Genomic DNA, 26,166 nt, shown 5'->3' with positions numbered 1-26,166 from the left:
GGATTGTGATGAAAAGCGAAAGCGTTAGGACTCCCTAGCGTTCCATCTTCGATGGGAGGAACGATTCATACATAACACATTTCGGGACGTTCCATGCGACAATAATGAAACAAGAAGGGGCCTCCCGCAGGGTCCCTTCTTGTATTTTCATCGAGCAGTCAAGATAGGCCGTTGCCTTAAGTCTAATCCCCTTACGCCCGGTACACCGTGATGCCCCGTTCCTGGAACGGCCGAATATCGGCATCGGACGCTTCGGTTCCCGTGACGAGGGTGTGAATAGCGCTGTTTGGGGCTACGGTATGCAGGGACAGCTTTCCGATCTTGGAATGGTCGGTAACAACGACGATTTCGCCTGCGGCGCGGATCATGCCCTGTTTGGCCGGGACAAGCAGCGCTTCCGGGTGCATCAGCCCATGCTGCGGATGCAAGGCAGGCGTTCCGATGAAGGCCTTTTCCACATGCAGCGAGCCAAGCACATGATCAGTAAACATCCCGTTCAGCATATAACTGGAGGGGTACAACTCCCCGCCGGTCAGAATGACCTTAATGCCTGGAGCATCCCGCAGCTCAACGGCTACGTTCATATCGTTGGTTATAACGGTAATGTCGGACCGGTGAATCAAATGGGTGGCGATATGGAGGGTGGTTGTACCCGAATCGATAATGATATTCTCCCCGTCTTCGACAAGGGAGGCCGCCAGCTGGCCAATTCGGATTTTCTCCTCACGGTGAACGTTGGCACGTTCATTAAAGGACGGTTCGTTCCGCGTCCACTGCTCCATGATGACCCCGCCATGAGTGCGCTTCAGGGCGCCTTCCTGTTCAATCTCCGCCAGGTCCCGGCGGATGGTTGCGGTATGAACGCCGAATTCCTGCGCAAGCTGGGCGACCGTAGCCGTTCGATATTGCCTTACATAATCAATGATTCTTCGCTTTCTTTCATGTGCCAGCAACCAATCATATCTCCCTTCCTGAATCGAGCATAGGCTCACGGCATTTTTATATACAATGCGCATTATTGCTCTTTTATGCTCACCGTTTTAGTCCCCTCTCATTGTACCCTTCTAACGTTAAGCCAATGTTAAAACTGCAGGAGCCGCGCGAATTTACACAAACCGAACCCCAAGCTAACACTCTCCTAATAAAGCGGATCTACAATCAATTTGAATAAAAATGAACAAAAATGATCATTATCTGCTCATTTTATGCGTACAAATAAGCAGGGATTGAAAGGGATTTCATGCATGATGATTTGTTCATTACGCTGTACAGCATGATCAGATTATTACACAGGTGAGGGGGATCGCATTTGGCATCCATTGAATTCGTGAAGGTAAGCAAATACTTCGACCGTCAGCCCGTCATACAGGATCTGGATCTCAAAATCGAAGACGGCACGTTCACCGTCCTCGTCGGCCCGTCCGGCTGCGGAAAGACCACGCTGCTGCGCATGATTGCAGGGATTGATCCGCAAACCTCCGGAACCGTGCTCATCGATGGCAAGGACGTGACGCGCATTGCTCCAGGCAAACGCGGAGTGGCGATGGTGTTCCAGAATTATGCCATTTACCCGACGATGTCGGTCCGGGAGAACATTGAGTTCGGGCTGGTCAATAACAAGGTACCGAAGGCGGAACGGACCCGGCTTGTCGAGACGATCGGAGAAACGGTCGGCCTCGCCGATTACCTGGACCGAAAGCCTTCCACGCTGTCCGGGGGCCAACGCCAGCGGGTCGCGCTTGCACGGGCGATGGTGAAGAATCCGTCCGTCTTTCTCATGGACGAACCGCTGTCGAATCTGGATGCGAAGCTGAGAGTGCAGATGCGCATCGAGCTGATCGAGCTGCACAAGAAGCTGGGCACCACCTTTGTCTATGTGACGCATGATCAGGTAGAAGCGATGTCTATGGCCGATACGATCGTGCTGATGAATAAGGGAGTCATTCAGCAGGAAGCGCCGCCGGAAGTGGTGTACCGGAAGCCGAGCAATCTGTTCGCCGCTCAGTTCATCGGCGTGCCGCCGATGAATATCGCTCCGCTCGGCGAAGACCGGAGCACATTCGGCTTCCGTCCGGAGAATGCCGTCCTTGCCGCCGAGCCGGGATCGTTCCATTTTTCTGCCAAAGGGGAGATTGCCACGCGCGAAATGCTTGGCTCCGAGACGATCTACCAGGTGAAGACGGGGGATGGGCGGTCCTTTATGGTGAAGTGCCCGGACGATATATTCCATGTCGATCAGGAGGTATACCTTGGCGTGCCGGCCGATAAGCTGTTCTTCTTCGGGGCGGATGGCAACCGCATTGAGGAGCGGGACGCGCGCTACCTGGATTTCCTGGAGCGGCTGCGGGGGCAAAGTCATGGATAAGAAGCGGATTTGGGAAGGATTTCGTCCATACGTTCTCATCGCGCCGGCGATGGCGGGCATCTTCCTGTTCGTCATGTATCCGGTGGGCTACCTGATTTATTTGAGCCTCTTCAAATACAATCTGCTCAACAAAGACAAGAGCCGATTCGTCGGATTGGATAATTTCACGCAGATCCTGGGGCGGGGCGATTTCTATAAGGCGCTGTGGAATACCACGATCTACACCGCCGGCGTTGTGGTGCTGACCATGCTGCTGTCGCTGCTGTTCGCCGTATGGCTGAACAAGAAAGGACGATTCAATTCCATCGTGCAGGCCGGAATTTTTACGCCCCATGTGGTCTCGATCGTTTCGATCTCGCTCGTGTGGCTGTGGCTGATGGAGCCGAATCAAGGACTGCTCAATTATGTCCTCAAACTGGTCGGGCTCCCGCCTTCGGATTGGCTGCAAAGCTCCAAGACCGCCCTGATGTCGATCATCATCGTGTCCGTATGGCAGGCCATCGGCTACTATACGCTCATTATCGTGGCGGCTCTTCAAAGCATATCGCCCAGCATCTATGAAGCGGCTGCGCTGGATAACGCAAGCAAGTTCAAGGTGTTCTACAAAATCACGCTGCCCATGATTTCGCCGCAGCTGTTCTTCATCCTGATTATTATGACCATCGGCTCGTTCAAGGTGTTCGATACCGTTCAGGTCATGACGGGCGGGGGGCCCAACAATGCCACTACGACGCTGGTGTACTACATCTATGGCTTCCGTACGACCAATATCGGGTATGCGTCTGCCACGGGCGTGCTGCTGATGGCCGTTATCGGGCTTCTTACCTTCGTTTATTTCCGGCTGCTGGCCAAGAAGGTCCATTATCAATAATCCCCGCCGCGTAAAGGCAGAAAGGAGGAAAAGCTTGAAGACCCTGGAATGGAAGAGCATCGGGCAAGCACTGAGCATCGTGCTGAAGGCCGCCGTACTGATCCTGTTCATTTTTCCGTTTCTGTGGATGATCTCCACGTCGCTGCAGACGCTTCGCGAGACGATGGCGTTTCCCCCGACATGGATCCCCGCTTCGCCGCAGTGGGGCAACTTCGTCGAGGCGATGAATGCCGGGCCGTTTCTGACGTATTTCAAAAACTCCGTCGTCGTGACAGGCTCCATCATTATTTTGCAATTCCTTGTCATGATCCCGGCGGCTTATGCGTTCGCCAAGTATAAATTCCCGGGGAAAACGGTCCTGTTCGGCATGATTCTGCTGGCGTTCATGATTCCCGGCCAGGTCACATTCATTCCCGTCTACCTCATGATGGCGGAATGGGGGCTTGTGAAGACGCTGCTGCCGCAAATCATCCCGTTCGTCTCGAATGCCTTCGGCATTTTCCTGCTGCGGCAGTATTTCATGCAGATTCCGGAGGAAATCATCGAGGCGGCCCGGCTGGATAATGCCAGCGAGTTCAACATTATGCGGAAAATCATGATCCCGATGTCGGGGCCCGCACTCGCAACCATTGCGCTGTTCAGCTTCGTCAGTCATTGGAACGATTATTTCTGGCCGCTCGTCATGACCGATTCGGCCGCGGTTCGGCCTTTGACGCTCGGGATCGCGATGCTGCGGGAAACCGAGGGCATCAGTAACTGGCATATCATCATGGCCGGCAACGTGATGCTGGTCGTACCTATCCTGCTGGTGTATCTATTCTGCTCGAAGCATATCGTGAAGGCGTTCGTGTATTCAGGAATTAAATAAAACACTTCGTAAATCAAAAGGCGACTTTTTGAACAATCTCTTAAATTTGACAGGAAACTACATGCAATTATCGAAACATAATGGAGGAATGAAAAAATGAAATCCAAGTGGTTTACGCTGTTGTCCATCATGGTGCTGTTCAGTTTGCTGGCTGCGTGCGGCAGCGGCGGCACTGCGAACACCGGCAATACCGGCAGTGCCGGCGAGAGTCCGGGAAACGGCACTGCAGAAGCCCCGTCAGGCGGCGAAGGGGTCACGACCGTTCAATTTTGGCATTCGCTGGGCGGCAAGAACGGGGAGTATATGGATGCGCTCATCCAACGCTTCAATGAATCCCATGAAGATATTGAGGTCGTCGGCACCTTCCAGGGAAGCTATGACGAGACGGTAACCAAGCTGCAGCAGGCCATTGCTTCGGGCACGGGCCCGGACGTGAGCATGCTGGAGCGGGCTTACGTGCAGATGTTTGCCGATGCTGAAGTTTTGGAGGATCTGGCCCCGTATCTCGAGCAGTCCGGGATCAGCGCCGATGACTTTACGCCGGGGCTGATGGGCCACTCGTATTTTAACGACAAGCTTGTCTCGCTGCCCCTGAATCGCTCCACTCCGATTTTGCATGTGAATAAGACCTTGCTCGATGAGCTCGGGCTCTCCGTTCCGACGACATGGGAGGAGATGAAGGAAGTCGCGAACGCGCTTGTGGTGAAGGAAGGGAACGAGTTTAAGCGGTACGGGGTCAGCATGCCTTATGATACCTGGTACCCGATCGCGATGATTTCGCAGGCCGGCGGCTCCTTCTTCAATGAAGATAATACTTCGATCGGCTTTGCCGATAACGGAGCCGGAGAGAAGGTATTCTCTTACCTGAAGGACCTGCAGAGCACAGGCGCGCTTTATTATCCGCCGGCCCAGGATTCCGGGAATATTGTGAACAGCATGTTCGTGGAAGGCAAGGTCGGGATGATCTTTCAATCCACAGGCTCGATCGGCGGTCTGGCCAGCACGGTGGATTTCGATTATGTGACGGCTTTCCTGCCGAAGGATGAAGTGTACGCCAATCCGACGGGAGGGGCGAATGTCACGATGCTGTCTTCCTCCAAGAATAAGGACGCCGCGTGGGAGTTTATCCGCTGGATGGAGATGGAGGAGGAAGGCGGACTCGAGTTTATTTTGCAATCCGGGTATTTGCCGTTTACGAAGCAGATGGTGGAATCGGAGCAGATGCAGGAGCTGTGGGCGAAGGAGCCGAACCGCAAGGTTGCTTACGATCAGCTGGAGTTTGCCGTCGATACGAACAAGGATGTAGCATGGCCTGAAATTATGCATGAGTTTTTCTCGGCGATCGAAGCCATCATGTACGACAGTAAGGATATCCCGTCCACGCTGGACACGTTCAAGAAAGAAACGGAGCGGATTTTGGCTCAGTAATCGATAACAACAGGAAAAAAGGAGTGGCAGAACTTATGATCGAACGACTGCAGGAACAAGCCGGCATCATGGTGGCCGCACACCGCGGCTACAAAGCGGCCTATCCGGAAAATACGCTGGCGGCATTTCGCAAAGCGCTGGAGCTCGGCGTCGACATGCTGGAATTCGACCTCCGGCTGTCCAAGGACCGCCAGGTTGTCGTCATTCATGACGCAACCGTCGACCGGACGACCAATGGCACCGGCAAGGTAAGCGACTTTACGCTGGAGGAGCTGAAGGCGCTGGATGCGGGCGGCTGGTTCGGGCAGGCGTTCAAGGGCCACGTCATCCCGACCCTGGAGGAGCTGTGCGAGCTGCTGGCAGAATATCCCGAGGTGCTGTGCAACGTGGAGATTAAGCCAAGTCCGGATGCCAAGGAAGCTGCGGATCTGACGATCGCGATATTAGGCCGGCACGGATACCTGGAGCGCTGCGTGTTTACCTGTTTTGATGCCGAGGTGCTTGCTTATATACACGATGCTTACGGAATGAAGACCCAAGGCTTTCCCGGAGAGAAAATGTCGCATTTCGTCCCTGGCGAAGACGGCACATATGCAAAAATGTGGGCCATCGGCATTGAGATGTCGCTCTTGTCTCCGGCGATCGTCGCGCGGTTTCAGGAGCAAGGGCTGCTCGTCTGGAGCTACTGCCCTGACGATGAGGAGGGGGTGCAAGCTTCGCTGGAATGCGGCGTAACCGGCATGACCTGCAACGATCCGCTTCCGGCGCTTGCGCTAACCCGAAAGAAGGGTGACCAATGATGAGCTCTTTGTTATCGAACATTAGGAAGCAGACGGCAGATTTGCCGGCGCAGCATCTCGCCAATCTCGATGAAGTCGAGGCGATCCGGATAGAATCCGGGGCTTTGTCCGGCGTTGCCGGTTTCTTGGAGCAGAAAGGCTGGACCTCGGCCGTCTTGGTCGCGGATCGCAATACGTACGAGAAGGCCGGCAAATCATTGGAGGAGCTCCTCGTCCGAGCATCGCTTCAGGTGCAGGTAACGCTGCTTCGCCCTGATGCCAAAGATGATGTCATTGCCGATGAAGCCTCGCTGATCCAGGTTATTCTGGATATTCAGCAGAGCCGAGCGGGCGCCGTGCTTGCGGTGGGCGGCGGAACGATTCACGATATTAGCCGGTATGCGGCCTATACAGCCGGCCTTCCGTTCGTCTCGGTGCCGACGGCGGCATCCGTGGACGGCTTTACGTCCAAGGGAGCGCCGATTATCGTGCGGGGGGAAAAAAGGACGATCCCCGCCATCGGACCAAGCGCGATTTTTGCCGATGTCGACATTCTCATGCAGGCCCCCGCACCGCTCACCGCTGCCGGGTTCGGGGATATGCTGGGGAAATACACCTCGCTCTTCGACTGGAGATTCGGCAGCCTGATCGCTGATGAGCCTTACCTGGACCGATCCGCGGACATCACGGCGGCGGCACTCCGCAAATGCGTGGATGCGGCGGGAATGATCGCGAGACGGACCGAGGAGGGAATCCGGACCTTGATGGAGGCGCTGATCGAGTCTGGCCTTGCGATGCTGCTGTTCGGTCAGTCGCATCCCGCATCGGGCTCGGAGCATCATCTGTCCCATTATTGGGAGATGGAGTTTATCCGGCTCGGCAAGAAACAGCTGCTCCACGGCGCCAAGGTGGGCGCAGCCTGCATTGAAATCTCGCGTCTGTATCATGCGATAAAGGAAGAAGGGCTTGAAATCCGCGCGGGGCGTTTCGGGGAAACGGGAACGAAAGCGGAGCAGGAAGCGGACCGCATCCGTCATCGGGTATCCGAGCACTGGAACGGCATCCGGCTGCTTCTGGAACAAATCCCGAGTCCGCTCGAGCTTAGTGAGCTGATGCGCAGCGTCGGCGGCCCGGCATCGGTGTCGGAGCTTCCGATATCCGGCGATCTGCTCCAGCGGAGTCTTCGCGAAGCGCATCACGTTCGTTCGAGCAGGAAAACCTTGCTTCATATCTATAACGAATATGTCCGATAAGACGAAACTTCTGCGGGCTTATGCCTTAGGGGCGCCTGCCTGTCTTTCTCACACCTTGTCTTCAATAACTTGACAGTAGTCACCTGGTAGCGGCCAGCCGCACCAAAAAAGCTGTTCCCTTAGCGAACGAATCGCTATGGAGAACAGCTTTTTTGTGTCGTGATAGGCTAAAATTCCGGTTGTCTACTCGGGCCGTTCTTCGTCAGTTGATGGCCAGCCGCCCCACAGACTTACGTGATTGCCGTCCGGATCGGTGAAGCTAAAGCTGTAACCGCCGTCCTCAATATACCTTATTTCGCTGACGGTCACCCCGCTATTCTGCAGATGCCGGTACACTTCCTGGATCTCATCGACCTGAAGCTGAACGATGGGCTGCAGCTTGCCCTGTGAATCGGTAAATTGAAGTCTCGGGATGTCCTCGGCCTGTACGAGACCAAATCCGACATCGCCGATGCACAGCCAAGCGGCGGGATCTCCAGGCGTATAGGGAAAAGACAGCTGTACCCCCAGCAGCTCCTGATACCATTTCAGCGATTTCTCTACGTCTTTGACCGGCCATTGAATTACGGCAACGCGGTGCGGTGTAATTGCCATGGTTACTTTCACGCTCCTCTTACAATTGGTTCACTTGTTCTCATCTGCACCTTCCCTTTGGTGCAATCACACTAAGAAACGGAAGACGATGCGGAAAAAGAAACGGGCTCGAAAAAAAATTTTGTCGTAAAGGCAAGCAAATGTCCGTCAGGATCCCTGAACGTAAAGAACAGCGCCTGTCCGGAATGATGGACCTGACGCAGCGCGATGCGGTTTGCGCTGATGGACAGGTAGGCATTGGCGATGGCATACGGGTTGGCCGTTTGAAAGCCGTGAATCAGCGCCTCGAACCATGCCGGTGAGCCGGAAAGCTCCTGCGGCGGAGAAGGCGGAACGGATGCTCCGTTCTCCGCGTGCAGCTTGGCTAACCGTTTGCGGGCCCGCTTCAATGCTTCCTTCACGGCTCCTTCGGTGCTCTCGATAAGCTGAGCCGCCTCTTTGGCCGTAAACAAGAAAATGTCCACCAGAATGACCAGCACCGCCTGTTTGGCTGTAAGCCGGCCGGCGATCAGTTCGATCGTCTCCCGGATAAGGAAACCGTCCTCCTCGTATTCTCTTTCCGTTAAGCCGTCTCCAGAGAGCATGGCCTGACGGCGCTGCTTGCGATAGCTGTCGATCCAGACGCTGCGGGCGACCTGGTATAAATACGCCTTGGTAATCGGGCGATCCTGCGATCGGGATAGCGATCGATGAAGCTTGATCAGGGATTCCTGCAGCAGCTCCTCGGCATCCCAACTAGAGCCCGATGCAAGTTGTAGACAGTAGCTTCGAAGAAGAGGCACAAACGGGGTTATGAGGCTTGAAAATTCGGAATCGAAAGCCATATGTATTCACTCCTAATCATCCTGCCTTTAACATTCCATAGAGCCTGGAATAAGTCCTGCCGAACCTGCCTCAGGTCTATAGATGATGTGATGAATAGACTATATTGGTCCTTTTTTCCTAAATCCACCAAATGCGTTTAGTATGCGAACGAAGAAGTCGAATTTTGTAAAAAGTGAAATGAAGCTCTTAAATTCCTCTCCTAAGCTGCCGATAACAAACTAAGCGGAGTCTTACAGTCCAGCTTATACCAATATTTTTTCGATACCGCTTGTTCGTTTTTGTTTTTGTAGTGAGCGCGCCTTAACACAAAAAGAGAGCATACGCAAAAATTTTGGACACAGGAATGAGTAGGACCCCGGAACCATTTTTGGGGAGGATTTTAGAGCCATGCTAAAGAGCCTTAAGCAAAAGATGATAACGATGATTTGTTTGATTCTGCTTGTCAGTCTCGGCACTGTCTTCGCGGTAACCTATAACAGCTCATCCAATTTGCTGGGAGACAGTCTGGACAAGGAAGCGCTCTTGAGCGCCGAGAATCTGGCGCTGCAAATCGACGACTTTCTGAACGCGGAAATTGCGAAGATCGAAACCGTCGGCAAGTTCATTACGGGGGACAAAGAGCAGGATTTGAAGTTGATTCAGAAGGCGCAGGAACAGAATACCGAATTCGAAACCTTCTTCTTCTCCTATGATCTGACAGGAAAGAACGTAATCAACTTCCTTGGAGAGGTTACCGACGTGTCCGACCGGGTTCATTACCAGGAAGCCGGAAAGGGCGAGGGCAAGATTGTCGTGTCGGAGCCTGTGCTGTCCAAGCGGACCGGAAACAACATCGTGACGATGATCATTCCGCTCATGAAGGACGGGAAGCAGTATGGATATATGGGCTCGACGCTTCCGATTAACGAGGTACAGAAGAAAGTATCAGATCAATCCTTCGGCGAAACCGGCTATGCCTTCTTGTTGAGCCGTACCGGAACGTTCATGTGGCATCCGTCCGAGGAGCTTGTCCTGCAAACCAAGGTTCAGGATGTCGATGCGGAACTGACGAAAGCTTATGAAAAGGTGAGCCAAGGTCAGCCGGGAGAATTCCAATATGCACTGGACGGAACGGCATATACGGCAGCCTATGCCCCGTCCAAATTAAATTGGGGCGTATTCGTTACGGCGCCAAGCAAGGAGCTGAACGCTCCGATCTCCAAGCTATCGGTAACGCTCGTTGCCATCTCGGCAGGAGCGCTGCTTGTATCCATCGCTGCAGCATATTGGGTGACGTCGCAGATTGTGCAGCCGATCCGTAAGCTGAATGCGGCCGTGAAGGAAGTGGCCGCAGGGGATTTGACCAAGACGATTCAAGTGAAGGGCAAGGACGAGGTCGCGGTTCTCTCCGGCGATTTCAACCAGACGGTATCCCATCTGAAACATCTGGTCGATGGAGTGAACGATTCATCCAAGCAGGTGCTGACCGTAACCGAGGTTGTCTCAGGCGGAGTCGATACGGCTTTGAACAGCGTCGACCGGATTGGAACGTCCATTCGCCAAATTGCGAGCGGAGCGAACGCCCATGCTGCAAGCTCTTCCGAGATCGCTGTATCGATGAGCGATATGGCGAGCGGCATCGTGAAAATTGCGGAAACTTCATCCATGGTGTCCGAGGCTGCGCAGGAAGCGGCAACGCAGGCGGAGAGCGGCTCTGTCGTCGTTGAGCAGGCCGTGAAGCAGATCGGCAACATCGGCGAGGGGACATCCAAGGTTGGAACCGCCATCGAGCGTTTGAACGAACGTTCTTCGGAAATCGAGCAGATTTTGAGCTTTATTACGGAGGTCACTTCCCGCATCCGCCTGCTGTCGCTCAACGCTTCGATTGAAGCGGCAAGAGCAGGGGAGCATGGCCGAGGCTTTGCAGTCGTCGCTGAAGAAGTGAAGAAGCTGGCAGGGCAATCGGAAGCGTCCACCGATCAAATTGCGAAGCTGATCACCGAGATTCGGGAAGACACGCTGAACGCGGTCGAAGTGATGGACGTCAGCCGTAAGGATGTACAGGAAGGCATCGCGCTTATTGAAGAGGTGCGCGAGAAGTTCGATAACATCCTGTATGCGACCCGGAACGTGGCTGATCATATTCTCGAGGTTTCGGCGGCTTCCGAAGAGATGTCGGCAGGCTCCGAGCAGGTCAGCGCTTCCATTGAAGAGCTGAAATCGATCGCCGACCATACGTCCAGCGATGCGAAGAATGTGGCAGACGCTGTGGAAGAGCAGATCGTGACGATCAAGGAGATTTCAAATTCGGTTAAGCAGCTTGAGAGCGTAGCCGAGGAGCTTAGCAAAGAGCTGGCAAAATTCAAATTGTAGTCTCCCCGAGCTGCTTGAAAGGGGGGATGCCTGTAGGAAAGCGTTAAGAGAGTCAAGCAGCAATCAGGGGTACGAGGCAAAACAGGCAAGAATGCAGAAGCAAGAATGCAGAGGCAAGAATGCAGATGCAAGAATGCAGAAGCAGGAATGCAGATGCAAGAATGTAGCAAGTATGCAGATGCAAGTATGCAAGAAAGCAGAAGTAAGGTAGGCAAGCAAGCAATCAGAAGCTAGCTATGCAAGAAAGCAAGAATTACAACAAGAAGAAAACTGGAGGAATTGAAACCATGGCTAAGAATTGGAAAAAGGTATTACTGGCAGGGGTAGTCAGCTTATCCCTCGTAGCAACAGGCTTTGCGGCAAACGAGGTTCTGAGAACACCGGACGTTTCCGCAAAATCCGCTTCATCCCAAGCACCGGGACAGCTTAAGAAACAAGCGGAATCCCAATTGGATGAAATTATTGAAAGAGGCTATATTCGGGTAGGCATGACCGGAGACTACAAGCCGTTTACATATTTGAATCCGGAGACCAAAGAGTACGAAGGCTACGACGTTGACGCGATGAAAGAGCTGGGTAAAGATCTTGGCGTAGACGTTCAGTTCGTGAACACGACTTGGTCCACGATGATGAAGGATCTGCAGAACGATAAATTCGATATCGCCGTAGGCGGAGTTACTCGTAACACAGCTAGACAAAAAACAGCATACGTTTCCCAAGGCTACATCTCCTTCGGTAAAGCGCCTCTGATCCGCGCTGAAGACAAGGACAAATACTTGACGATTGAAGACATCAACAAGCCTTCCGTACGCATTGGCGTGAACCCAGGCGGTACAAACGAAGTGTTCGTGCGCGAGCATCTGAAGAATGCGAACGTAACCGTTGTTCCTAACAACCTGGACATCCCGCATCTGGTTGCGGACGGCACGTATGACGTAATGATCACCGATACGATCGAAGCGATCACTTATGCGAAGGCTGACTCCAGATTGTACGCTGCATTGACGGATAAGCCTTTCACTAACAGCGAGAAGGGCTACATGATTCCTCGCGGCGACTTCGAGTACGCAAGCTACCTGGAAATGTGGATCGATGAAATGAAGCTGCAAGGCAAATTCGACGCAATCCACAAAAAGTGGCTGGAGTAGGATTTAGCCTCACCGATTAGCAACAGGCACCAATCTGCCGGCAGAACAGGATGAAACTCCTGATCTGCCGGTATTTTTTTGCGTTCGTCCGCTCGATCCGCATGACCGGTCGCGCCCCTAGCGCCGTTTAGCAACCAAGCGATAAGGGTAGTAAATAGACAAGGTATGAAGCAAGCGTACCTGTTACAGCATCATGAATTGAAATGGAGGGCGGACGATGAAGTTTGGAAAAGGGTTGGCGGCAAGCGTAAGCATCCTGTTGATATGCATGCTCACGGCTTGCGGCGGCAGTGACACATCCGGGCGCGTGCAGATTGAATTTTTCCAGAACAAGCCTGAAGCCAAGGGCTCCTTCGATGCATTGATTCAGAAGTTTAACGAATCCCAATCCGACATTACGGTCGTTCAAGTCAATCCGCCGGACGCGGAGACGGTCCTGAAGACACGGGTCGTTAAGGACGATATTCCCGACATCGTCGGCATGGGGGCAACCGATACATATTCTCTGCTCGCCCAGAGCGGCATTTTCATGGATATGACCGGCAGTCCGCTGCTGAGCCGGATAGACGAAACCTACGTGCAAATGCTGAAGGACGTTTCCGGCATGGAGGAAGTCATCGGCATTCCATATTCCACGAACGCCAACGGCGTGATGTACAACAAGGATATTTTCAGCAAGCTGGGCCTGTCCGTTCCGCGCACCTGGGACGAGCTGCTGGCCACCGCGAAGAAGGCAAAGGACGGGGGAACGATCCCGTTCTACTTCACATACAAGGACGATTGGCAGACGGTGCTTCCGTTCAACGCCTTGGCCTCCAATCTGGAAGGCATCGAGTTTTATTTGGATCGCAGGGAAGGGAAGGTCACGTTCGCGGACCGGTACCGTGAGATTGCGGAGAAGCAGCTGGAACTCATGGAGTATGGCCATGGGGACAACTTCGGCAAAAACTACGCCGACGGCAACCGCGCCTTCGCCAGAGGCGAGTCGGCCATGTACATTCAGGGGACTTGGGCGATTTCCGAAATCCGGAAGGCCAATCCCGAGGCGCCGATCGGCTTCTTTCCGCTGCCGACCGGCGACGATCCGGAATCGAACAAGCTGATTTCGGGAGTGGACACCTTGCTGGCGGTCGCCGAAGAATCCAAGCATAAGGAGGAGGCAATGCGGTTTATCGAATTTTTGCTTGAGCCGGAGAACAGCAAGCAGTACATCTCGGAGCAGACGCTGTTCTCAACCGTCCAGGGCGTTACGCAGGACGATCCGGCCGTGGCTGAGCTTTTGCCTTACCTTGAGCGAGGACAAGTGGTCGATTTTGCCGACCACTACATCCCGGCTGCCGTTCAATTGAACTCCATTATCCAGTCCTTTCTTCAAAATCGGGATATTGACGCCTATCTGAAGAAGCTGGATACGGAATGGGACAAGGTTGCGGACAGGCGCTAGACGTTGAGGAACAGACAGCCCTGACCAACGCCATTCCAATGAACAATGAGGAGGATTCAAGCATGAACAAGCGGCTTATGCCTTACTATTTGATGACCGTACCGGCAGTTGTGCTGTTCTTCGTATTTCTGACCCTGCCTGCGCTGCAGGGCGTGTATTATTCCTTCACAAACTGGAACGGATTCGGCGACCATTATGATTTCATTGGAATCAAAAACTACGTGAATCTGTTCAAAGACGGCAATGTCGGCAACGCTTATTGGTTCACGTTCAAGTTCGCTGTCGTGGTCACGATTCTGATCAATATTCTCAGTCTCCTGATCGCCATGGGACTGAACGCAAAGATCAAGGCGAGGAATTTTTTTCGGGGCATCTACTTTCTGCCGAATATTCTCAGCGTCCTGATCGTCGGCTACATTTTCAACTATTTATTCTCGAACGTCTTTACGATATGGGGGCAGAACCTCGGCATTGGCTGGCTCTCGACCAACCTTTTGGGGAGCGAGCAGCACGCCTGGATCGGCATCGTCATCGTGGCAGTGTGGCAGGGCGTCGCCTATAATACGATTTTGTATTTGGCCGGGCTGCAGACGATTCCGGGCACGTTATATGAGGCCTCGAACCTGGACGGCGCGAACCGCTGGCAGGAATTCTGGAAGATCACCTTCCCGCTGATCGCCCCGTTCTTCACGATTAACATGGTGCTGGCGATGAAGAATTCCCTGATGGTGTTCGACCAGATCGTGGCGCTGACAAACGGCGGCCCGGGCCGTGCGACGCAGTCCATCTCGCATCTCATCTATACGGGGGGCTTCGAGGGCGGCGAGTTCGCGTATCAATCCGCCAACTCGGTCATTTACTTTATTCTCATCGCGGCCGTGTCCATTGCGCAAATCCGGTTTTTACAGCGAAGGGAGGCGGAGATGTAATGCGGACAAGAACCAATTGGCTGGTCATGATCCTCATTGCCTTGGGCACCGTGCTGATCCTGTTTCCGTTATACATGACGGTTACGATCGCGCTCAAATCGCCGGAGGATATGCTGACATCGGTGTTCGGCCTGCCGAAGGAGCTTCATTTCGAGAATTTCGCCAATGCGATCGCCATGACAAACTTCTTCAATGCCCTGGGCAACAGCGCCATGGTAACGACCGCAACGGTCGTCCTGACGCTGCTTACGAATTCGCTCGTGGCCTATGCGATTGCGCGTAACATGAACCGGAAGTTCTTCAAGGGGCTCTACTTTTACTTCATCAGCGCGATGTTCATTCCTTTTCCGATCATTATGCTGCCGCTGGTGAAATTGACGGCCGGCTTGAACATGACCAATCTGGTGGGACTGACGATTCTGCACACCGTCTATGCGCTCGCGTTCAACGTGTTTGTCTATGTCGGCTACATCAAGTCTATACCGGTTGCTCTTGAGGAAGCGGCCCGGGTTGACGGGACGTCCACGTGGGGCACCTTCTGGAGGATCATCTTCCCGATTATGGCGCCGATCAATGCAACGGTGGGCATCCTGATCTGCTTGTCCACCTATAACGACTTCCTGCTCCCGCTCATCATCATCAGCGACACGGATTCCTATACGCTGCCGCTGGTGCAGTACATTTTCCAAGGGCAGTTCAATACCGATTTCAATCTGGCCTTCGCCTCGTACCTGATGGCCATGCTGCCGATGATCATCATTTATCTGTTCGCCCAGAAATGGATCATTAACGGCATTACGCAGGGAGCGGTCAAGTAGACGGAGAGATGAGCTATAGAAAAAACAAAATATGCTGTATGCCAAAAAAGCTGTACGCTTTCGCGCTAGTGGTTCATGCGCGGCGTACAGCTTTTGTTCGGTTAATCGCCGGGAAAGCTTGTTCGAGATCCGGCTGCCCCCATGCTGTCTCGGTCCCGGTGCTCCTCAAATCGGGATTGATTAGGGGAGCCGGTCCGCCTTGTCCCGTAATTCTACAATCCCAGCATCATGCGCTTGTCCGAATCCGGATCGCTGGCAACCTCGCTGTGGCGGTTGAAAATCATCGTCGACCGTTCGCTCCGGTCGTACTGTGGCCAAGGCAGCGACGGCGTGTCCGGGGATCCGGTGCGGGCGAATGCGGCCCAGGCATCCTGCATCCGTTCTGCAAGCGACTGCGTGTCCCGGTCAACTTCAACGCCAATGTTGCGGAACAGTCGTACCGTGTTGAACACGAACGGGATTTCCAAAGCATGCATCGCTTTGCCGAGAACCGGATGCTCCGGGAGCGTCCAATCGAACCGGTACATCCAGACCGGAGCCTGCCCGCTGTGAGCTGCCGCGAATTGAACGGCAGAGCGCCAGAAATAGAGGTCGGTCATGATTTGGGCATGGCCATCAATGGTGTAAGGATATTGCTTCGTAAAGGCGCCCGCGTCCTGAATCCCGGTCATCGCTTCGACAGCATGCACCAGATGCTCTTCCTTGATCAGCGGCGAGTTAGGCCGGAAGAACAAAGCTCCCTCCTCGAGATTCGTTCCGATGAGCAGCGGCACGGATGCGGCTGACCCGGCCTGCACCGCCTGCAGCGGCTCTAGCGGCAGCGTGTCCGGCTCGACGACAGGCTGGAAGATCATGTTCACGCCGGGCCCGATCCGCTTCTTCAGTCGTTCACCGGCCTCGAAAATCTGCTGCGCAGTCATGGCCTCCAGCTGATCCAGCCCATCGGCGGTTACGCCAAGCTCCTGGAGCAGGCCGTCGGCAATCTGCTGCGCCTGTCCCGAAGGCAGCGCCTGCGAAGCTCCGCTCTGCATGATCGCTTGATGAAACAGCCCCTTGGCTGCCGGCATGGCGAGCAGCGCGGCAATGCTCATGCTGCCAGCCGACTCGCCGAAGACGGTAACCCGGTCAGGGTCCCCGCCGAATGCGGCGATATTGTCCTTAACCCACGTCAGCGCCGCAATCTGGTCCAGCAGACCGACATTGGAAGAGAGGGCTTCGTGAAAAGGGCTGAGATGGACAAAGCCGAACGGCCCCAGTCGGTAATTGATCGTGACCAGTATGACGTTTCCTCGCGTGGCGAAGGAATGGCCGTCATAAGTCGGCAGGCTGCCCGAGCCCGTTACAAATGCGCCGCCGTGAATCCATACCATGACCGGCAGCGGCTCCCCGGCTTGATGCCCGGGTGCCCATACATTCAGGTACAGGCAATCCTCGGACATCGTCTTCGTAACCGCACCGGTCATCATGCTGGAGGAGGATTCCACGGGCTGCGGGCACATTGGAGAGAACTGGCGTGCATCCAGAATCCCTTCCCAGGCTGCCGGCGGTACAGGAGGGCGGAAGCGAAGTTTGCCGATCGGCGGCTCTGCATAGGGGATGCCTCTCCATATGCGGACGCCGTTCTCCAAACGGCCTTCAATTCGTCCATACTTGGTTGATACAACGGGATTCGTCATATTGTTCTCTACACCCTTTCTCTCTTTCTTGTATCGGTAATTGTGTCTAAACATGAAGGATCCGGCAAGCGGCGCCCGAATTCGGAAGGAGGAACGGTAAAAGTCCGACGTGCATTGTTACTCCCCACCTCTTGCCCTGGATCGAAAATTCTGTGTTTATGGAAGCATCTATATACACTTTACCAAGTTAACGACCGGGTTTCAAAAAATGACATAATCCGTCTTCTTGAGCAGGAATGCGAAGAACGTTGAAGAATGTTATGTAGGTCAGCCATATTTTCAAAAGGCACTACCGTCCTGGCCACCAACAAAAAAACGGTGCGAGGAGATCATCATTCAAGGATAATGGAGGTAATTTAACGTGAACATAGCGATCATAGGCTGTGGAACGATGGGAATGGCTTACGCGGGCAATCTTGCAGCCATGCCTGGAGTCAAGGTTACGGGTGTTGTAGACATTAACGCCGGGCGGGCGGAGAAGGCTGCAGCCGTGTCCGGTGCGAAGGCATATACGGATGTCGATACGCTCCTTCAGCAGGAAGAGTTGGAAACGGTTGCGATTTGCTTGCCGACCTATCTGCATAAACCGTTTGTCCTGAAGCTGGCGGAGAAGGGACTCCATATCATCTGCGAAAAACCTGCAGCGCTCACGCTAGAGGATGCGCTTGAAATGAAGGCTGCATGCGAGAAGCACGGCGTCCGGTTATTCATCGGGCATGTCGTGCGCTTCTTCCCGAATTATGCAAATGCTTACCGTCAAGCGCACTCGGGCGTGATCGGAACGGCGAAGATGGCCCACTTCAAGCGATACGGCTCCTATCCGAAGGGAATGGACGGCTGGTACAGCAATCATGATCAAAGCGGCGGCGTCATTCTGGATTTAATGATTCATGATATTGATTTTGCCTGCTGGCTGTTCGGCGAAGTAGAGTCCGTCTTCGCTTCCGTGATCAAACGGGAAGAGCCTGAGATGGAATATGCTCAGGTCACGCTTCGATTCAAAAGCAGCGCAATTGCGAACCTAACCGGATACTGGGGTTATCCCGGACCGTTTACAACCCAGTTTGAAATTGCGGGAGACCAGGGGATCATCCGGTTTGACAGCAATCAGGTGCAGTCGCTGGATATCAAGCTTGCCGCCGGACCGTCGGGAGAACAGGCAGCCGTTCAGATTCCTTCAAGCCCCAGCCTCCACGATCCGTATTATGATGAGGTGCAGCATTTCATCAAGTGCATTCAAGACGGCAGCGAACCTAGGGTCAGCGCGGCGGATGCCTGCTATGCGGTAGAAATCGCTTTGGCGGCAGAGCGTTCGGCCCGGACGGGACAGCCTGTGATTATGGGAGGGAATGCATCATGAACAAAATTAAAGTCGGATTTATCAGTTTTGCCCATATGCATGCGGTCAGCTATTTGAATTCCATGCAGAAACGGGAAGACGTTGAGGTGGTCGGCATTGCCGATGAGAATGCGGAGCGGGTACGCCCTTACTCGGTGGAGCGGGGCATTCCGTATTATGCGAATTACGATGAACTATTGGCACAAGATTTGGACGCCGTTGTGATCTGTTCCGAGAATGCCCGTCATGCGGAGATCACGAAGCGGGCGGCGGCTGCGGGCAAGCACGTTCTCTGCGAAAAGCCGCTCGGGCTGTCCGAATCCGAGATGCTGGATATGATTCAGACCTGCAAGGACAACGGCGTGCAGCTGATGACGGCTTTCCCGTGCCGGTTCATTACGTCGGTCCGGCAGGCGAAGGAAGCGATCGACGCCGGTCAGATCGGCGAGATCTTGGCGATGAAGGGAACCAACCGGGGCACCATGCCGGGGGGATGGTTTATCGAGCGCGAGCATTCCGGCGGCGGAGCGGTGCTGGACCATACCGTTCACGTAATGGATTTGATGCACTGGTTTACCGGCAGCGTCGCGGAGGAAGTGTACGCCCATGCGGAAACACTGTTTCATGAAACCGATATTGACGATGCCGGCATGGTCCATGTCAAATTTGCAAACGGCGTTGTGGCTGTTCTTGATCCAAGCTGGTCCCGAAACCGGACCTTCCCGACCTGGGGGGATGTCACGCTGGAGATTATCGGTACCAAGGGCGTGATTAACATCGATTCGTTCGCCCAGAAGAACGATGTGTACAGCGATATCACGGGCAAAGCCGCCTGGAGCTTCTGGGGGGACGATATGGATGAAGGGCTCATTAACAGCTTCGTGGACAGCATTCGGGACGGCAAGCCGGTTGCGATTTCCGGTGAAGACGGATATTATTCGGCGCGGGTGGCACTGGCGGCGTATGAATCGGCAAGCTCGAAACAAACGGTCCGCCTGAAGTAAGGGATTCCCCGCACCTTCCGGTACAGAAACCTAAAGTTCCAGCGGTATCTGTTCCGGGACTGCCTCAGTGGCAAATAGGCGAATCAACGGGTTTTAGCTGCATACCGCACCGCATACCCTAAAAATTCGAAGAAAGGCCTCTTTGATTGAAGAGGTCTTTCTTTTTTGGCAAAAAAGATCAAAAATGACGACGCTCGTTTTGTTATCCTTAGGGGCAAAGGAGGGCCCGCCTTGAACACGAAACAGATCATCCAAAAAAGCATTGCGTATATGGAGCAGCATCTGGAGCAGCCGCTGACGCTGGCGGATATCGCCTCGTATGCCGGATTTTCGCCGCACCATTTTCACAGACTGTTCCGGCGAGAGATCGGCTTGAATATTGCGGACTATTTGAGAAGACGCCGGCTGGCTTTGGCAGCGCAGCTATTGCTCCACACCGAGACGCCGATCATCGATATTTCGCTGCACTGCCACTTTGAGAGCCAGGAGTCTTTTACGCGAGCGTTTAAGAAAATGTACGGCATTCCGCCCGGACGCTACCGGAAAATCTTCTTGCTCCACGCGCAAAGCTCAATCCAAGCCAAGGGAGATGATAGCATGAATCAACAAACAAACAATCCATCCGCTCTAAAGGGCTGGTTCCTGAGCGGAAGCCACCCGCAGGATTATGAAATGGGAGTCGATCGGACCGTCGTGCACCAAGGTAGCGCATCCGGTTATTTACGCGCCCTGACGCCGATGGATCCCGGCGCTTTCGCCACGATGATGCAGCAGTTCAAAGCCGATAAATACAGGGGGAAGCGGATGAGATTCTCCGGCTTTGTCAAAACCGACAACGTCGCCGAGTATTGCGGCTTGTGGATGCGTATCGACAACCACGCCGAGGACGTGCTCCAGTTCGATAACATGAATGATCGCCGCATCACCGGGAGCACGAATTGGAACCATTACGCCATTGTGCTGGATGTACCGGAGGAGAGCGCCACGATCTCGATCGGCGTACTCCTGATGGGAGCGGGCCAGGTATGGGTGGACAGCTTCCGATTCGAAGAAGTGGACCTGAGTGTCCCAACCACTCATTTGGACGTACATTATGAGCTGTTGGACGAACCGTCCAACCTGTCATTTGAAGAGTAGGGCGATTGCGCCCATTGGCGCCAGCGAACCGGGTCATTGGCACCAGCGACCTGATCATTGGCACCGCTAAATTGGGGACTGACAAAATGCACTTAATCACCGTTGAGAAAGGTTGGCGCAGCCATGAAAGTCATTACATTATGCGGGTCGACCAGGTTCAAGCCTCAATTCCGGGAGGCTGAGGCGGCCCTGACGTTGAGCGGGCATATCGTGCTCAGCGTCGGTTTTTTCGAGCAGAGCGACGGCATCGACATCACGCCGGAGCAGGAGGCGCGGCTTAAGGAGCTGCACTTCCGTAAAATCGACATGTCGGACGAGATCTACGTCATCGATGTGAACGGTTATATCGGAGAGAGCACCCGGGGCGAGATCGAATACGCAAGCTCGCAGGGGAAAGCGGTGCGCTACTATTCCAAGGAGCCGCTGATCCTGCTAGAGGGCTGACGATTAGTGATAGTTGAAGCCGTTAAGGGTCCTCGAAGGGCGAAGGAGTGCAGTCAGGGCGGTAGGCGGAGCGTGAGAGAGGAAGCGGACCTGGGTGAGGATCATACTATAGGCGGAACGATACGACGCGGAGGACTTGCGGAGCGAAAGTTCGGAGACAAGTGAGAGAAGAGAAACAAGAGGAACAAGGGACTCCCCTTACGTACCGCCCTCAAGGGCAGCTTACAGCTTTTTGACTTCTCGAAATCCGGAGCATAACAAAAAGGAGGGCAAGAGATGGAATCTTGCCCTCCTTTATTTCCCCAAACATAGGCAGCGGGATGTTGCAGCTCTTCTTGTGCGCACCAGCGGAGCGGACGAATCGATTCCGTAGAAACGAAGTGTTCGCCTGAAAGCTTTCCGAAGGAAAGCTCGCATCGGAAGCATAGGCTGTCGACGGATTTCCCCTATACCAATGACAATTCGAGAAATTCGTCGACAACAGCGATCGCAGGAACGATACGTACGCGAAGCGTCTCCGGCGCGTGATACTCTCGTATTCTTACAGATAAAGCACAAGCGCAATAACCGCTGCCAGCACAATACGATAAATCGCAAACGGCACCAGCTTGATCCGGTTAATCAGCTTCAGGAAGAAGCGGATCGAGATCAGCGCGAACACGAAGGCCGCCAAGAACCCGGCGATGAAGAACGGCAGTGCATCCATCGTGAAATACTCCCAGTTTTTCAGCAAGGACAGCAAGCTTGCCCCGAACATGATCGGCACAGCCATGATGAATGTGAAGTCGGCCGCTGCGCGGTGACTCATGCCGAGCATGACGCCTCCGGAAATGGTGGAGCCTGAACGGGAGAAGCCCGGCCAGAGCGATAGACATTGAATCAGGCCGACACTGAAAGCCTGCTTGTACGTAATTTGATCGACCGTTACGACCTTCGCTTCCTTGTTCGAACTCATTTTGTCAGCGAGGATCATAAAGATTGCCCCGAGAACAAGGCCGATCAGCACCGTTTCCGTCGAGAACAGATGCTCGTCGATGAAGTCCTCGAACAATACGCCCAGCACGCCCGCCGGAATCAAGCCGACGATCACTTGGCTCAGCTTCAGGCGGCCGGTACCGGCGGGAGCGCCGGCTTCGGGCTTTTTGCGCTTCAGGCCGAGAAGATCAAGAAAGCGATCTTTAAACACGACAACGACCGCGAGGATCGAGCCAAGCTGAATGACGACCTTAAAGGTGTTGGCTACGTATTTCGTAAGAAACTCTTCGGATTTCAGCCACATGTCGTCCACGATGATCATATGGCCGGTAGAGGAAACGGGAGCGAACTCGGTCAGTCCCTCGACGATTCCCAGAATGATTGCTTTGAGGATAGTTATAAAATCCATGACCTACAGTCTCTCCCTTACTAAAAAATAAAAATGTAAAAATGCAGCGCCGTTAATGATTTATCGCATGAAGAAGCCGGAGGTCGACCGGTCACGCGGACCTCACGTACCATAATTGTTCACATGATGCGATTAAGCGGATTTTCTCCGCTTGCGGAAAAAGATAATCAGGAATGCGATAACGGCCACAGCTATTACAGCATAAGCGATATTGGAGTATACGTCCATGAAGGCGACGATATCTTCCCAGGATTCGCCAAGCGCGGCGCCGACCGAGACCAGAATGACGTTCCAGATCAAGGTGCCGATCGTGGTGAAGAGGAGGAACATGCCGAATTTCATGTTGGACATGCCCGCCGGGATGGAAATCAGGCTCCGGATCAGCGGAATCATGCGGCAGAAGAGCACCGTCCAGTAGCCGTATTTATCGAACCATGCATCCGCTTTGCGGATATCTTCTTTTTTCACACGGAGAATATGTCCCCACCGATCCACAATCTTCTCGAGCCGCTCCACGTCCAGCAGGCGGCCGATACCGTACAGGATGACGGCCCCGACGACGGAGCCGAGGGTCGCAGCAAGAATGACGCCGGGAACGCTGAGCTTGGTATAGGTGGTCATAAACCCGCCGAAGGTGAGGATCACCTCGGACGGAATCGGAGGAAACACGTTTTCCAGGGCAATCATCAGGAAGATCCCGACATAGCCGAATTGCTCCATAATATCCGTAATCCAGTTTTCCAAAAGTTACACCTCTTTCACATAGTTAAAGGCCTGGGAGCGTCGATCGCTGGTCCTCTTAGATCAGGGTCTGCTTCAGCTTGCGCAAATACTGGCTTCGAATGAAGTAGAAGTACAGGATCTGCATCATGAGGAAGCTCAGCAGCACGATACCCATTTCGGCCGCAATGGACAGATAGAAATAGCTTTGCAGCGCGATGAACGCAAAGATGCTGTGCGTGATCGCAAGTCCGATCGGAACGAAAAAGAGCAGAGCCAGCTGTCCGGTGACGATTCGACGAAACTCCCTGTCCGTCATGCCAAGCCGCGAGATGGTGGCATAATGCCTGCGGTCATAGTCAAGATCGGCATACAGGCGGAAATACAGGAAGCTGCCGGCAGCGATAAAAAATACGGTTCCGACGAGCAAAGCGGCAAAAAGCAGCATATTGTACAGGCTATCGCGCAGGGCGAAGAGGGTTCCGCTTACGGTAAGCGCGTAAGGACGGTTCATTTCATAACGGACGGCCCCTCTGGGCGCAAGCTGGGATGCGACGCCCTCCGTCTGCCGGAAATCCTCGATGTAAAAGCCGGTGTACCGTTCTGTCCGGGAAGGAGGGATGCGCTCAAACATGTCATCGCTGATGACCAGACCGCCAAAGCGGTCGTCTCCATCCAGCTTCGGAAGCAAATATTCCGGGACGCCGGCATGCTCCGAATACCCGACCTCGCGCAGCCGGATATCCGTATCCGGAATCTGGTACGATACATGGTGCCGGGTCCGGATATAGGCCCGGTCGTTCTGCGATGCGACAAGGACAAGGGCAGCGTCAGCCTCCAGCGGAGGCTCGTTAAACGGCAGTCCGGCCATCAGGACAGCCTCCTTGTAGTCGGAGAAGGACAGCAGGGTGAGCGGGACCTCCGACCGGGAAGAATCGGGATTGGCTTCGGTATATTTAACGTGAAACGACAACGTTTCAAACGGTATTTTACGTTCATCCAGCTCCTGCCGGATGGTCTGAAGATGCTCCCTCTCGGCGGTGTTTCCTTCCTTGGCGATGTAGCCGATGGCGGCAGGGAAATCCTCGTTAAATTGCTTGGTGAGCACCGGGATGGAGGCGAACACGCCGACCGAGCAGAATGAGACGGCCAGCACGATGGTGACCATGGCAAACATCTGTGCATTGTCCTTCAGCCTGTAGTGCAGGCTGGACAGCAGGATCAGCTTGGTCCGTTTCCAGGTAAATCGGCGGCTGTTCTTCATTCGCCGCACCAGAGCTACGCCAAGCTGCGAATAGAACAGGTAGGTGCCGAGCATCGTCATCAAGGTTACCGGAAACATCCGCAGAGCAAGCGTAGACGCCGTGGTCGTGGCCGCCAGCGTGTAGCTGACGATCAGCAGCACGGCTGCGAGAACGGACAGCCAGGGCGACGTCTTCGGAGCTGTCTTCGGACGCTGCCCGGATTGGAACAGGTCGATGAGCGCCTTGGGCCGCATGAGCCTGGAGGTGAACATTGAAATCACGATGAACAGCAGCACATAGCTGGCGATGGTCAGCCCCAGCGCCCGCAGCGACAGGCGAAACGGCAGGGGAGGCACCCCGAGAAAAGCCGAGCCGGCCATGAGGAACAGCTTGCCGGTGATGATGCCGGACAAGATCCCGGTCGCAATGGCGCTGATGCCGATGATCATATTTTCCAGGAACACCATCTGGTTGAATTGGCGGTCAGTCATGCCGTGCATGAACAAAATGCCGAACTCGCGCTTTCGCGTCTTCAAAAACGCCCCCACTGAATACAGCACGAAGAAGAACGAGAACACGTACATGATCAGCTCGGCGCCAACCATGGCCTGAATAACAACCGGATAGAACATTTGCCGAGAAAGCTCCGGATGAAACAAAAACAGGGAGCACACAAAGAAAATCATGACCGAAAATGCACTGCTCAGGAAGTAGGCTGCATACGTCCGTTTATTCCTCAAGACATTTCTAAAAGCGAATTGTCGAAAGGTCATGGCTTCCTCCTCCCAGCAGGGCGAGCATATCGATAATTTTCTGGAAAAAAGCCTGGCGGTTGTCGCCGCAATACATTTCATTATATAATTGCCCGTCCTTGATGAACAAGACGCGGTCGCAATAGCTGGCGGCAACCGGGTCGTGCGTCACCATCAGCACGGTGGCGGAAGCCTCCCGGCTGGCGGCGGACAAGGTCTGCATGACGTCCTTGGATGCCTTGGAATCCAGATTCCCTGTCGGCTCGTCGGCCAGGATGAGGGACGGCTTTTGAATGAGCGCCCGGGCAATGGCGGTCCGCTGCATCTGCCCCCCGGATATTTCATAGGTGCGCTTGTGCAGGATAGGCTCGATAGCGAGCTGACCGCAGATTCGTTTCAGTTTAGCTTCCATTTCAACTAAAGGCATCCCCTCCATGGTTAGCGGCAGCACGATATTTTCCTCGACTGTCAACGTATCGAGCAGGTTGAAATGCTGGAACACGAAGCCCAGCTCCCGGCGCCGGAACAGTGCCATCTCGGTCCGGTTCAGCAGATGGGGATTGCGTCCGCCGATGATGACCTCGCCCGCCGTCGGCTGATCGATGGTGGCGATCAGGTTCAGCAGCGTCGTTTTGCCGCTGCCGGATGGGCCCATGATCCCGACGAACTCTCCTTTTTCAACCGCGAAGTGAATGTTGTTCAGCGCTTGGAACGCCACTTTGCCTTCGTAGATTTTGGATAGGTGCTTGACGCTAAGGATCGGCATAACTTCACTCCTTGTGTACGTTGCTA

The 26,166-nt window shown here is 54.1% G+C and carries 23 protein-coding genes; 15 read left to right on the top strand and 8 right to left on the bottom strand.

Going from position 1 to position 26,166, the window contains the following annotated elements:
- Nucleotides 1–191: 191 nt before the first annotated feature.
- The gene (locus tag J2Z18_RS03205) at nucleotides 192–953 is read right to left on the bottom strand and encodes a DeoR/GlpR family DNA-binding transcription regulator (RefSeq protein ID WP_007132472.1); all 762 of its coding nucleotides are present in this window, start codon (nucleotides 951–953) and stop codon (nucleotides 192–194) included.
- 356 nt (nucleotides 954–1,309) lie between these two features.
- Here J2Z18_RS03205 and J2Z18_RS03200 point away from each other — a divergent pair, with 356 nt between their 5' ends.
- From J2Z18_RS03200 to J2Z18_RS03175, 6 genes are all read left to right on the top strand, one after another.
- The gene (locus J2Z18_RS03200; RefSeq protein ID WP_028407394.1) at nucleotides 1,310–2,365 is read left to right on the top strand and encodes an ABC transporter ATP-binding protein; all 1,056 of its coding nucleotides are present in this window, start codon (nucleotides 1,310–1,312) and stop codon (nucleotides 2,363–2,365) included.
- Nucleotides 2,358–3,236, top strand: a complete 879-nt coding sequence (locus J2Z18_RS03195) for a carbohydrate ABC transporter permease (RefSeq protein WP_007132470.1) — start codon at nucleotides 2,358–2,360, stop codon at nucleotides 3,234–3,236. The genes J2Z18_RS03200 and J2Z18_RS03195 overlap by 8 nt, the downstream gene beginning before the upstream one ends.
- A gap of 127 nt (nucleotides 3,237–3,363) precedes the next feature.
- Nucleotides 3,364–4,104 (top strand): carbohydrate ABC transporter permease, encoded by a 741-nt coding sequence (locus J2Z18_RS03190; protein WP_232239462.1) that lies wholly within the window; start codon nucleotides 3,364–3,366, stop codon nucleotides 4,102–4,104.
- Nucleotides 4,105–4,200: 96 nt separating this feature from the next.
- Nucleotides 4,201–5,532: an ABC transporter substrate-binding protein gene (locus tag J2Z18_RS03185; protein ID WP_210094183.1), complete on the top strand. Its 1,332-nt coding sequence runs from the start codon at nucleotides 4,201–4,203 to the stop codon at nucleotides 5,530–5,532.
- Nucleotides 5,533–5,567: 35 nt separating this feature from the next.
- Entirely contained in the window at nucleotides 5,568–6,332 is a 765-nt protein-coding gene (locus J2Z18_RS03180; RefSeq protein WP_210094182.1) for a glycerophosphodiester phosphodiesterase family protein, read from the top strand.
- On the top strand, nucleotides 6,332–7,564 hold the full coding sequence (locus J2Z18_RS03175; RefSeq protein ID WP_210094349.1) for a sn-glycerol-1-phosphate dehydrogenase: 1,233 nt from the start codon (nucleotides 6,332–6,334) through the stop codon (nucleotides 7,562–7,564). Before J2Z18_RS03180 ends, J2Z18_RS03175 begins: the two co-directional genes overlap by 1 nt.
- Before the next feature lie 183 nt (nucleotides 7,565–7,747).
- Here the strand turns inward: J2Z18_RS03175 and J2Z18_RS03170 are convergent, their stop codons facing one another.
- Together J2Z18_RS03170 and J2Z18_RS03165 are read right to left on the bottom strand one after the other, a co-directional pair.
- Nucleotides 7,748–8,158 (bottom strand): VOC family protein, encoded by a 411-nt coding sequence (locus J2Z18_RS03170; protein ID WP_210094181.1) that lies wholly within the window; start codon nucleotides 8,156–8,158, stop codon nucleotides 7,748–7,750.
- Between the two features lie 71 nt (nucleotides 8,159–8,229).
- On the bottom strand, nucleotides 8,230–8,982 hold the full coding sequence (locus J2Z18_RS03165; RefSeq protein WP_210094180.1) for an RNA polymerase sigma factor: 753 nt from the start codon (nucleotides 8,980–8,982) through the stop codon (nucleotides 8,230–8,232).
- 388 nt (nucleotides 8,983–9,370) lie between these two features.
- Here J2Z18_RS03165 and J2Z18_RS03160 point away from each other — a divergent pair, with 388 nt between their 5' ends.
- From J2Z18_RS03160 to J2Z18_RS03140, 5 genes are all read left to right on the top strand, one after another.
- Nucleotides 9,371–11,335, top strand: coding sequence for a methyl-accepting chemotaxis protein (locus J2Z18_RS03160; RefSeq protein WP_210094179.1), 1,965 nt, complete (start codon nucleotides 9,371–9,373; stop codon nucleotides 11,333–11,335).
- Nucleotides 11,336–11,622: 287 nt separating this feature from the next.
- A complete protein-coding gene (locus J2Z18_RS03155; protein ID WP_007132462.1) occupies nucleotides 11,623–12,483 on the top strand; it encodes a transporter substrate-binding domain-containing protein in 861 nt (286 codons plus the stop codon).
- 217 nt (nucleotides 12,484–12,700) lie between these two features.
- The gene (locus J2Z18_RS03150; protein ID WP_007132461.1) at nucleotides 12,701–13,927 is read left to right on the top strand and encodes an ABC transporter substrate-binding protein; all 1,227 of its coding nucleotides are present in this window, start codon (nucleotides 12,701–12,703) and stop codon (nucleotides 13,925–13,927) included.
- A 62-nt stretch (nucleotides 13,928–13,989) separates the two neighbouring features.
- Entirely contained in the window at nucleotides 13,990–14,856 is an 867-nt protein-coding gene (locus tag J2Z18_RS03145) for a carbohydrate ABC transporter permease (RefSeq protein ID WP_040740190.1), read from the top strand.
- Nucleotides 14,856–15,674, top strand: coding sequence for a carbohydrate ABC transporter permease (locus J2Z18_RS03140; protein WP_007132459.1), 819 nt, complete (start codon nucleotides 14,856–14,858; stop codon nucleotides 15,672–15,674). The genes J2Z18_RS03145 and J2Z18_RS03140 overlap by 1 nt, the downstream gene beginning before the upstream one ends.
- A gap of 212 nt (nucleotides 15,675–15,886) precedes the next feature.
- On the opposite strand, the gene J2Z18_RS03135 is transcribed toward J2Z18_RS03140, so the two are convergent.
- Complete coding sequence (locus tag J2Z18_RS03135) at nucleotides 15,887–17,350, bottom strand: carboxylesterase/lipase family protein (protein WP_007132458.1); 1,464 nt, start codon at nucleotides 17,348–17,350, stop codon at nucleotides 15,887–15,889.
- A 361-nt stretch (nucleotides 17,351–17,711) separates the two neighbouring features.
- Here J2Z18_RS03135 and J2Z18_RS03130 point away from each other — a divergent pair, with 361 nt between their 5' ends.
- The 4 genes from J2Z18_RS03130 (at nucleotide 17,712) to J2Z18_RS03115 (ending at nucleotide 21,274) form a co-directional block, all read left to right on the top strand.
- The gene (locus J2Z18_RS03130; RefSeq protein ID WP_007132457.1) at nucleotides 17,712–18,710 is read left to right on the top strand and encodes a Gfo/Idh/MocA family protein; all 999 of its coding nucleotides are present in this window, start codon (nucleotides 17,712–17,714) and stop codon (nucleotides 18,708–18,710) included.
- Nucleotides 18,707–19,693 (top strand): Gfo/Idh/MocA family protein, encoded by a 987-nt coding sequence (locus J2Z18_RS03125; protein ID WP_007132456.1) that lies wholly within the window; start codon nucleotides 18,707–18,709, stop codon nucleotides 19,691–19,693. The genes J2Z18_RS03130 and J2Z18_RS03125 overlap by 4 nt, the downstream gene beginning before the upstream one ends.
- Nucleotides 19,694–19,924: 231 nt before the next feature.
- Nucleotides 19,925–20,830, top strand: a complete 906-nt coding sequence (locus tag J2Z18_RS03120) for a helix-turn-helix domain-containing protein (RefSeq protein WP_007132455.1) — start codon at nucleotides 19,925–19,927, stop codon at nucleotides 20,828–20,830.
- 123 nt (nucleotides 20,831–20,953) lie between these two features.
- Nucleotides 20,954–21,274: a TIR domain-containing protein gene (locus tag J2Z18_RS03115; protein ID WP_007132454.1), complete on the top strand. Its 321-nt coding sequence runs from the start codon at nucleotides 20,954–20,956 to the stop codon at nucleotides 21,272–21,274.
- Nucleotides 21,275–21,815: 541 nt separating this feature from the next.
- Here J2Z18_RS03115 and J2Z18_RS03110 read toward each other — a convergent pair.
- The 4 genes from J2Z18_RS03110 to J2Z18_RS03095 form a co-directional block, all read right to left on the bottom strand.
- Complete coding sequence (locus tag J2Z18_RS03110; RefSeq protein ID WP_007132453.1) at nucleotides 21,816–22,658, bottom strand: undecaprenyl-diphosphate phosphatase; 843 nt, start codon at nucleotides 22,656–22,658, stop codon at nucleotides 21,816–21,818.
- A 132-nt stretch (nucleotides 22,659–22,790) separates the two neighbouring features.
- On the bottom strand, nucleotides 22,791–23,402 hold the full coding sequence (locus J2Z18_RS03105) for a DedA family protein (RefSeq protein WP_007132452.1): 612 nt from the start codon (nucleotides 23,400–23,402) through the stop codon (nucleotides 22,791–22,793).
- A gap of 55 nt (nucleotides 23,403–23,457) precedes the next feature.
- Nucleotides 23,458–25,395 carry an ABC transporter permease gene (locus J2Z18_RS03100; protein WP_007132451.1) on the bottom strand — a complete coding sequence of 646 codons (1,938 nt, stop codon included), beginning with the start codon at nucleotides 25,393–25,395 and terminating at the stop codon, nucleotides 23,458–23,460.
- Complete coding sequence (locus tag J2Z18_RS03095) at nucleotides 25,370–26,140, bottom strand: ABC transporter ATP-binding protein (protein WP_007132450.1); 771 nt, start codon at nucleotides 26,138–26,140, stop codon at nucleotides 25,370–25,372. The genes J2Z18_RS03100 and J2Z18_RS03095 overlap by 26 nt, the downstream gene beginning before the upstream one ends.
- Nucleotides 26,141–26,166: the final 26 nt, after the last annotated feature.

The organism is Paenibacillus lactis (assembly GCF_017873605.1).
GTDB classification, from domain to species: Bacteria; Bacillota; Bacilli; order Paenibacillales; family Paenibacillaceae; genus Paenibacillus_AQ; species Paenibacillus_AQ lactis.
This window is presented reverse-complemented; position numbering and strand designations above follow the sequence as displayed.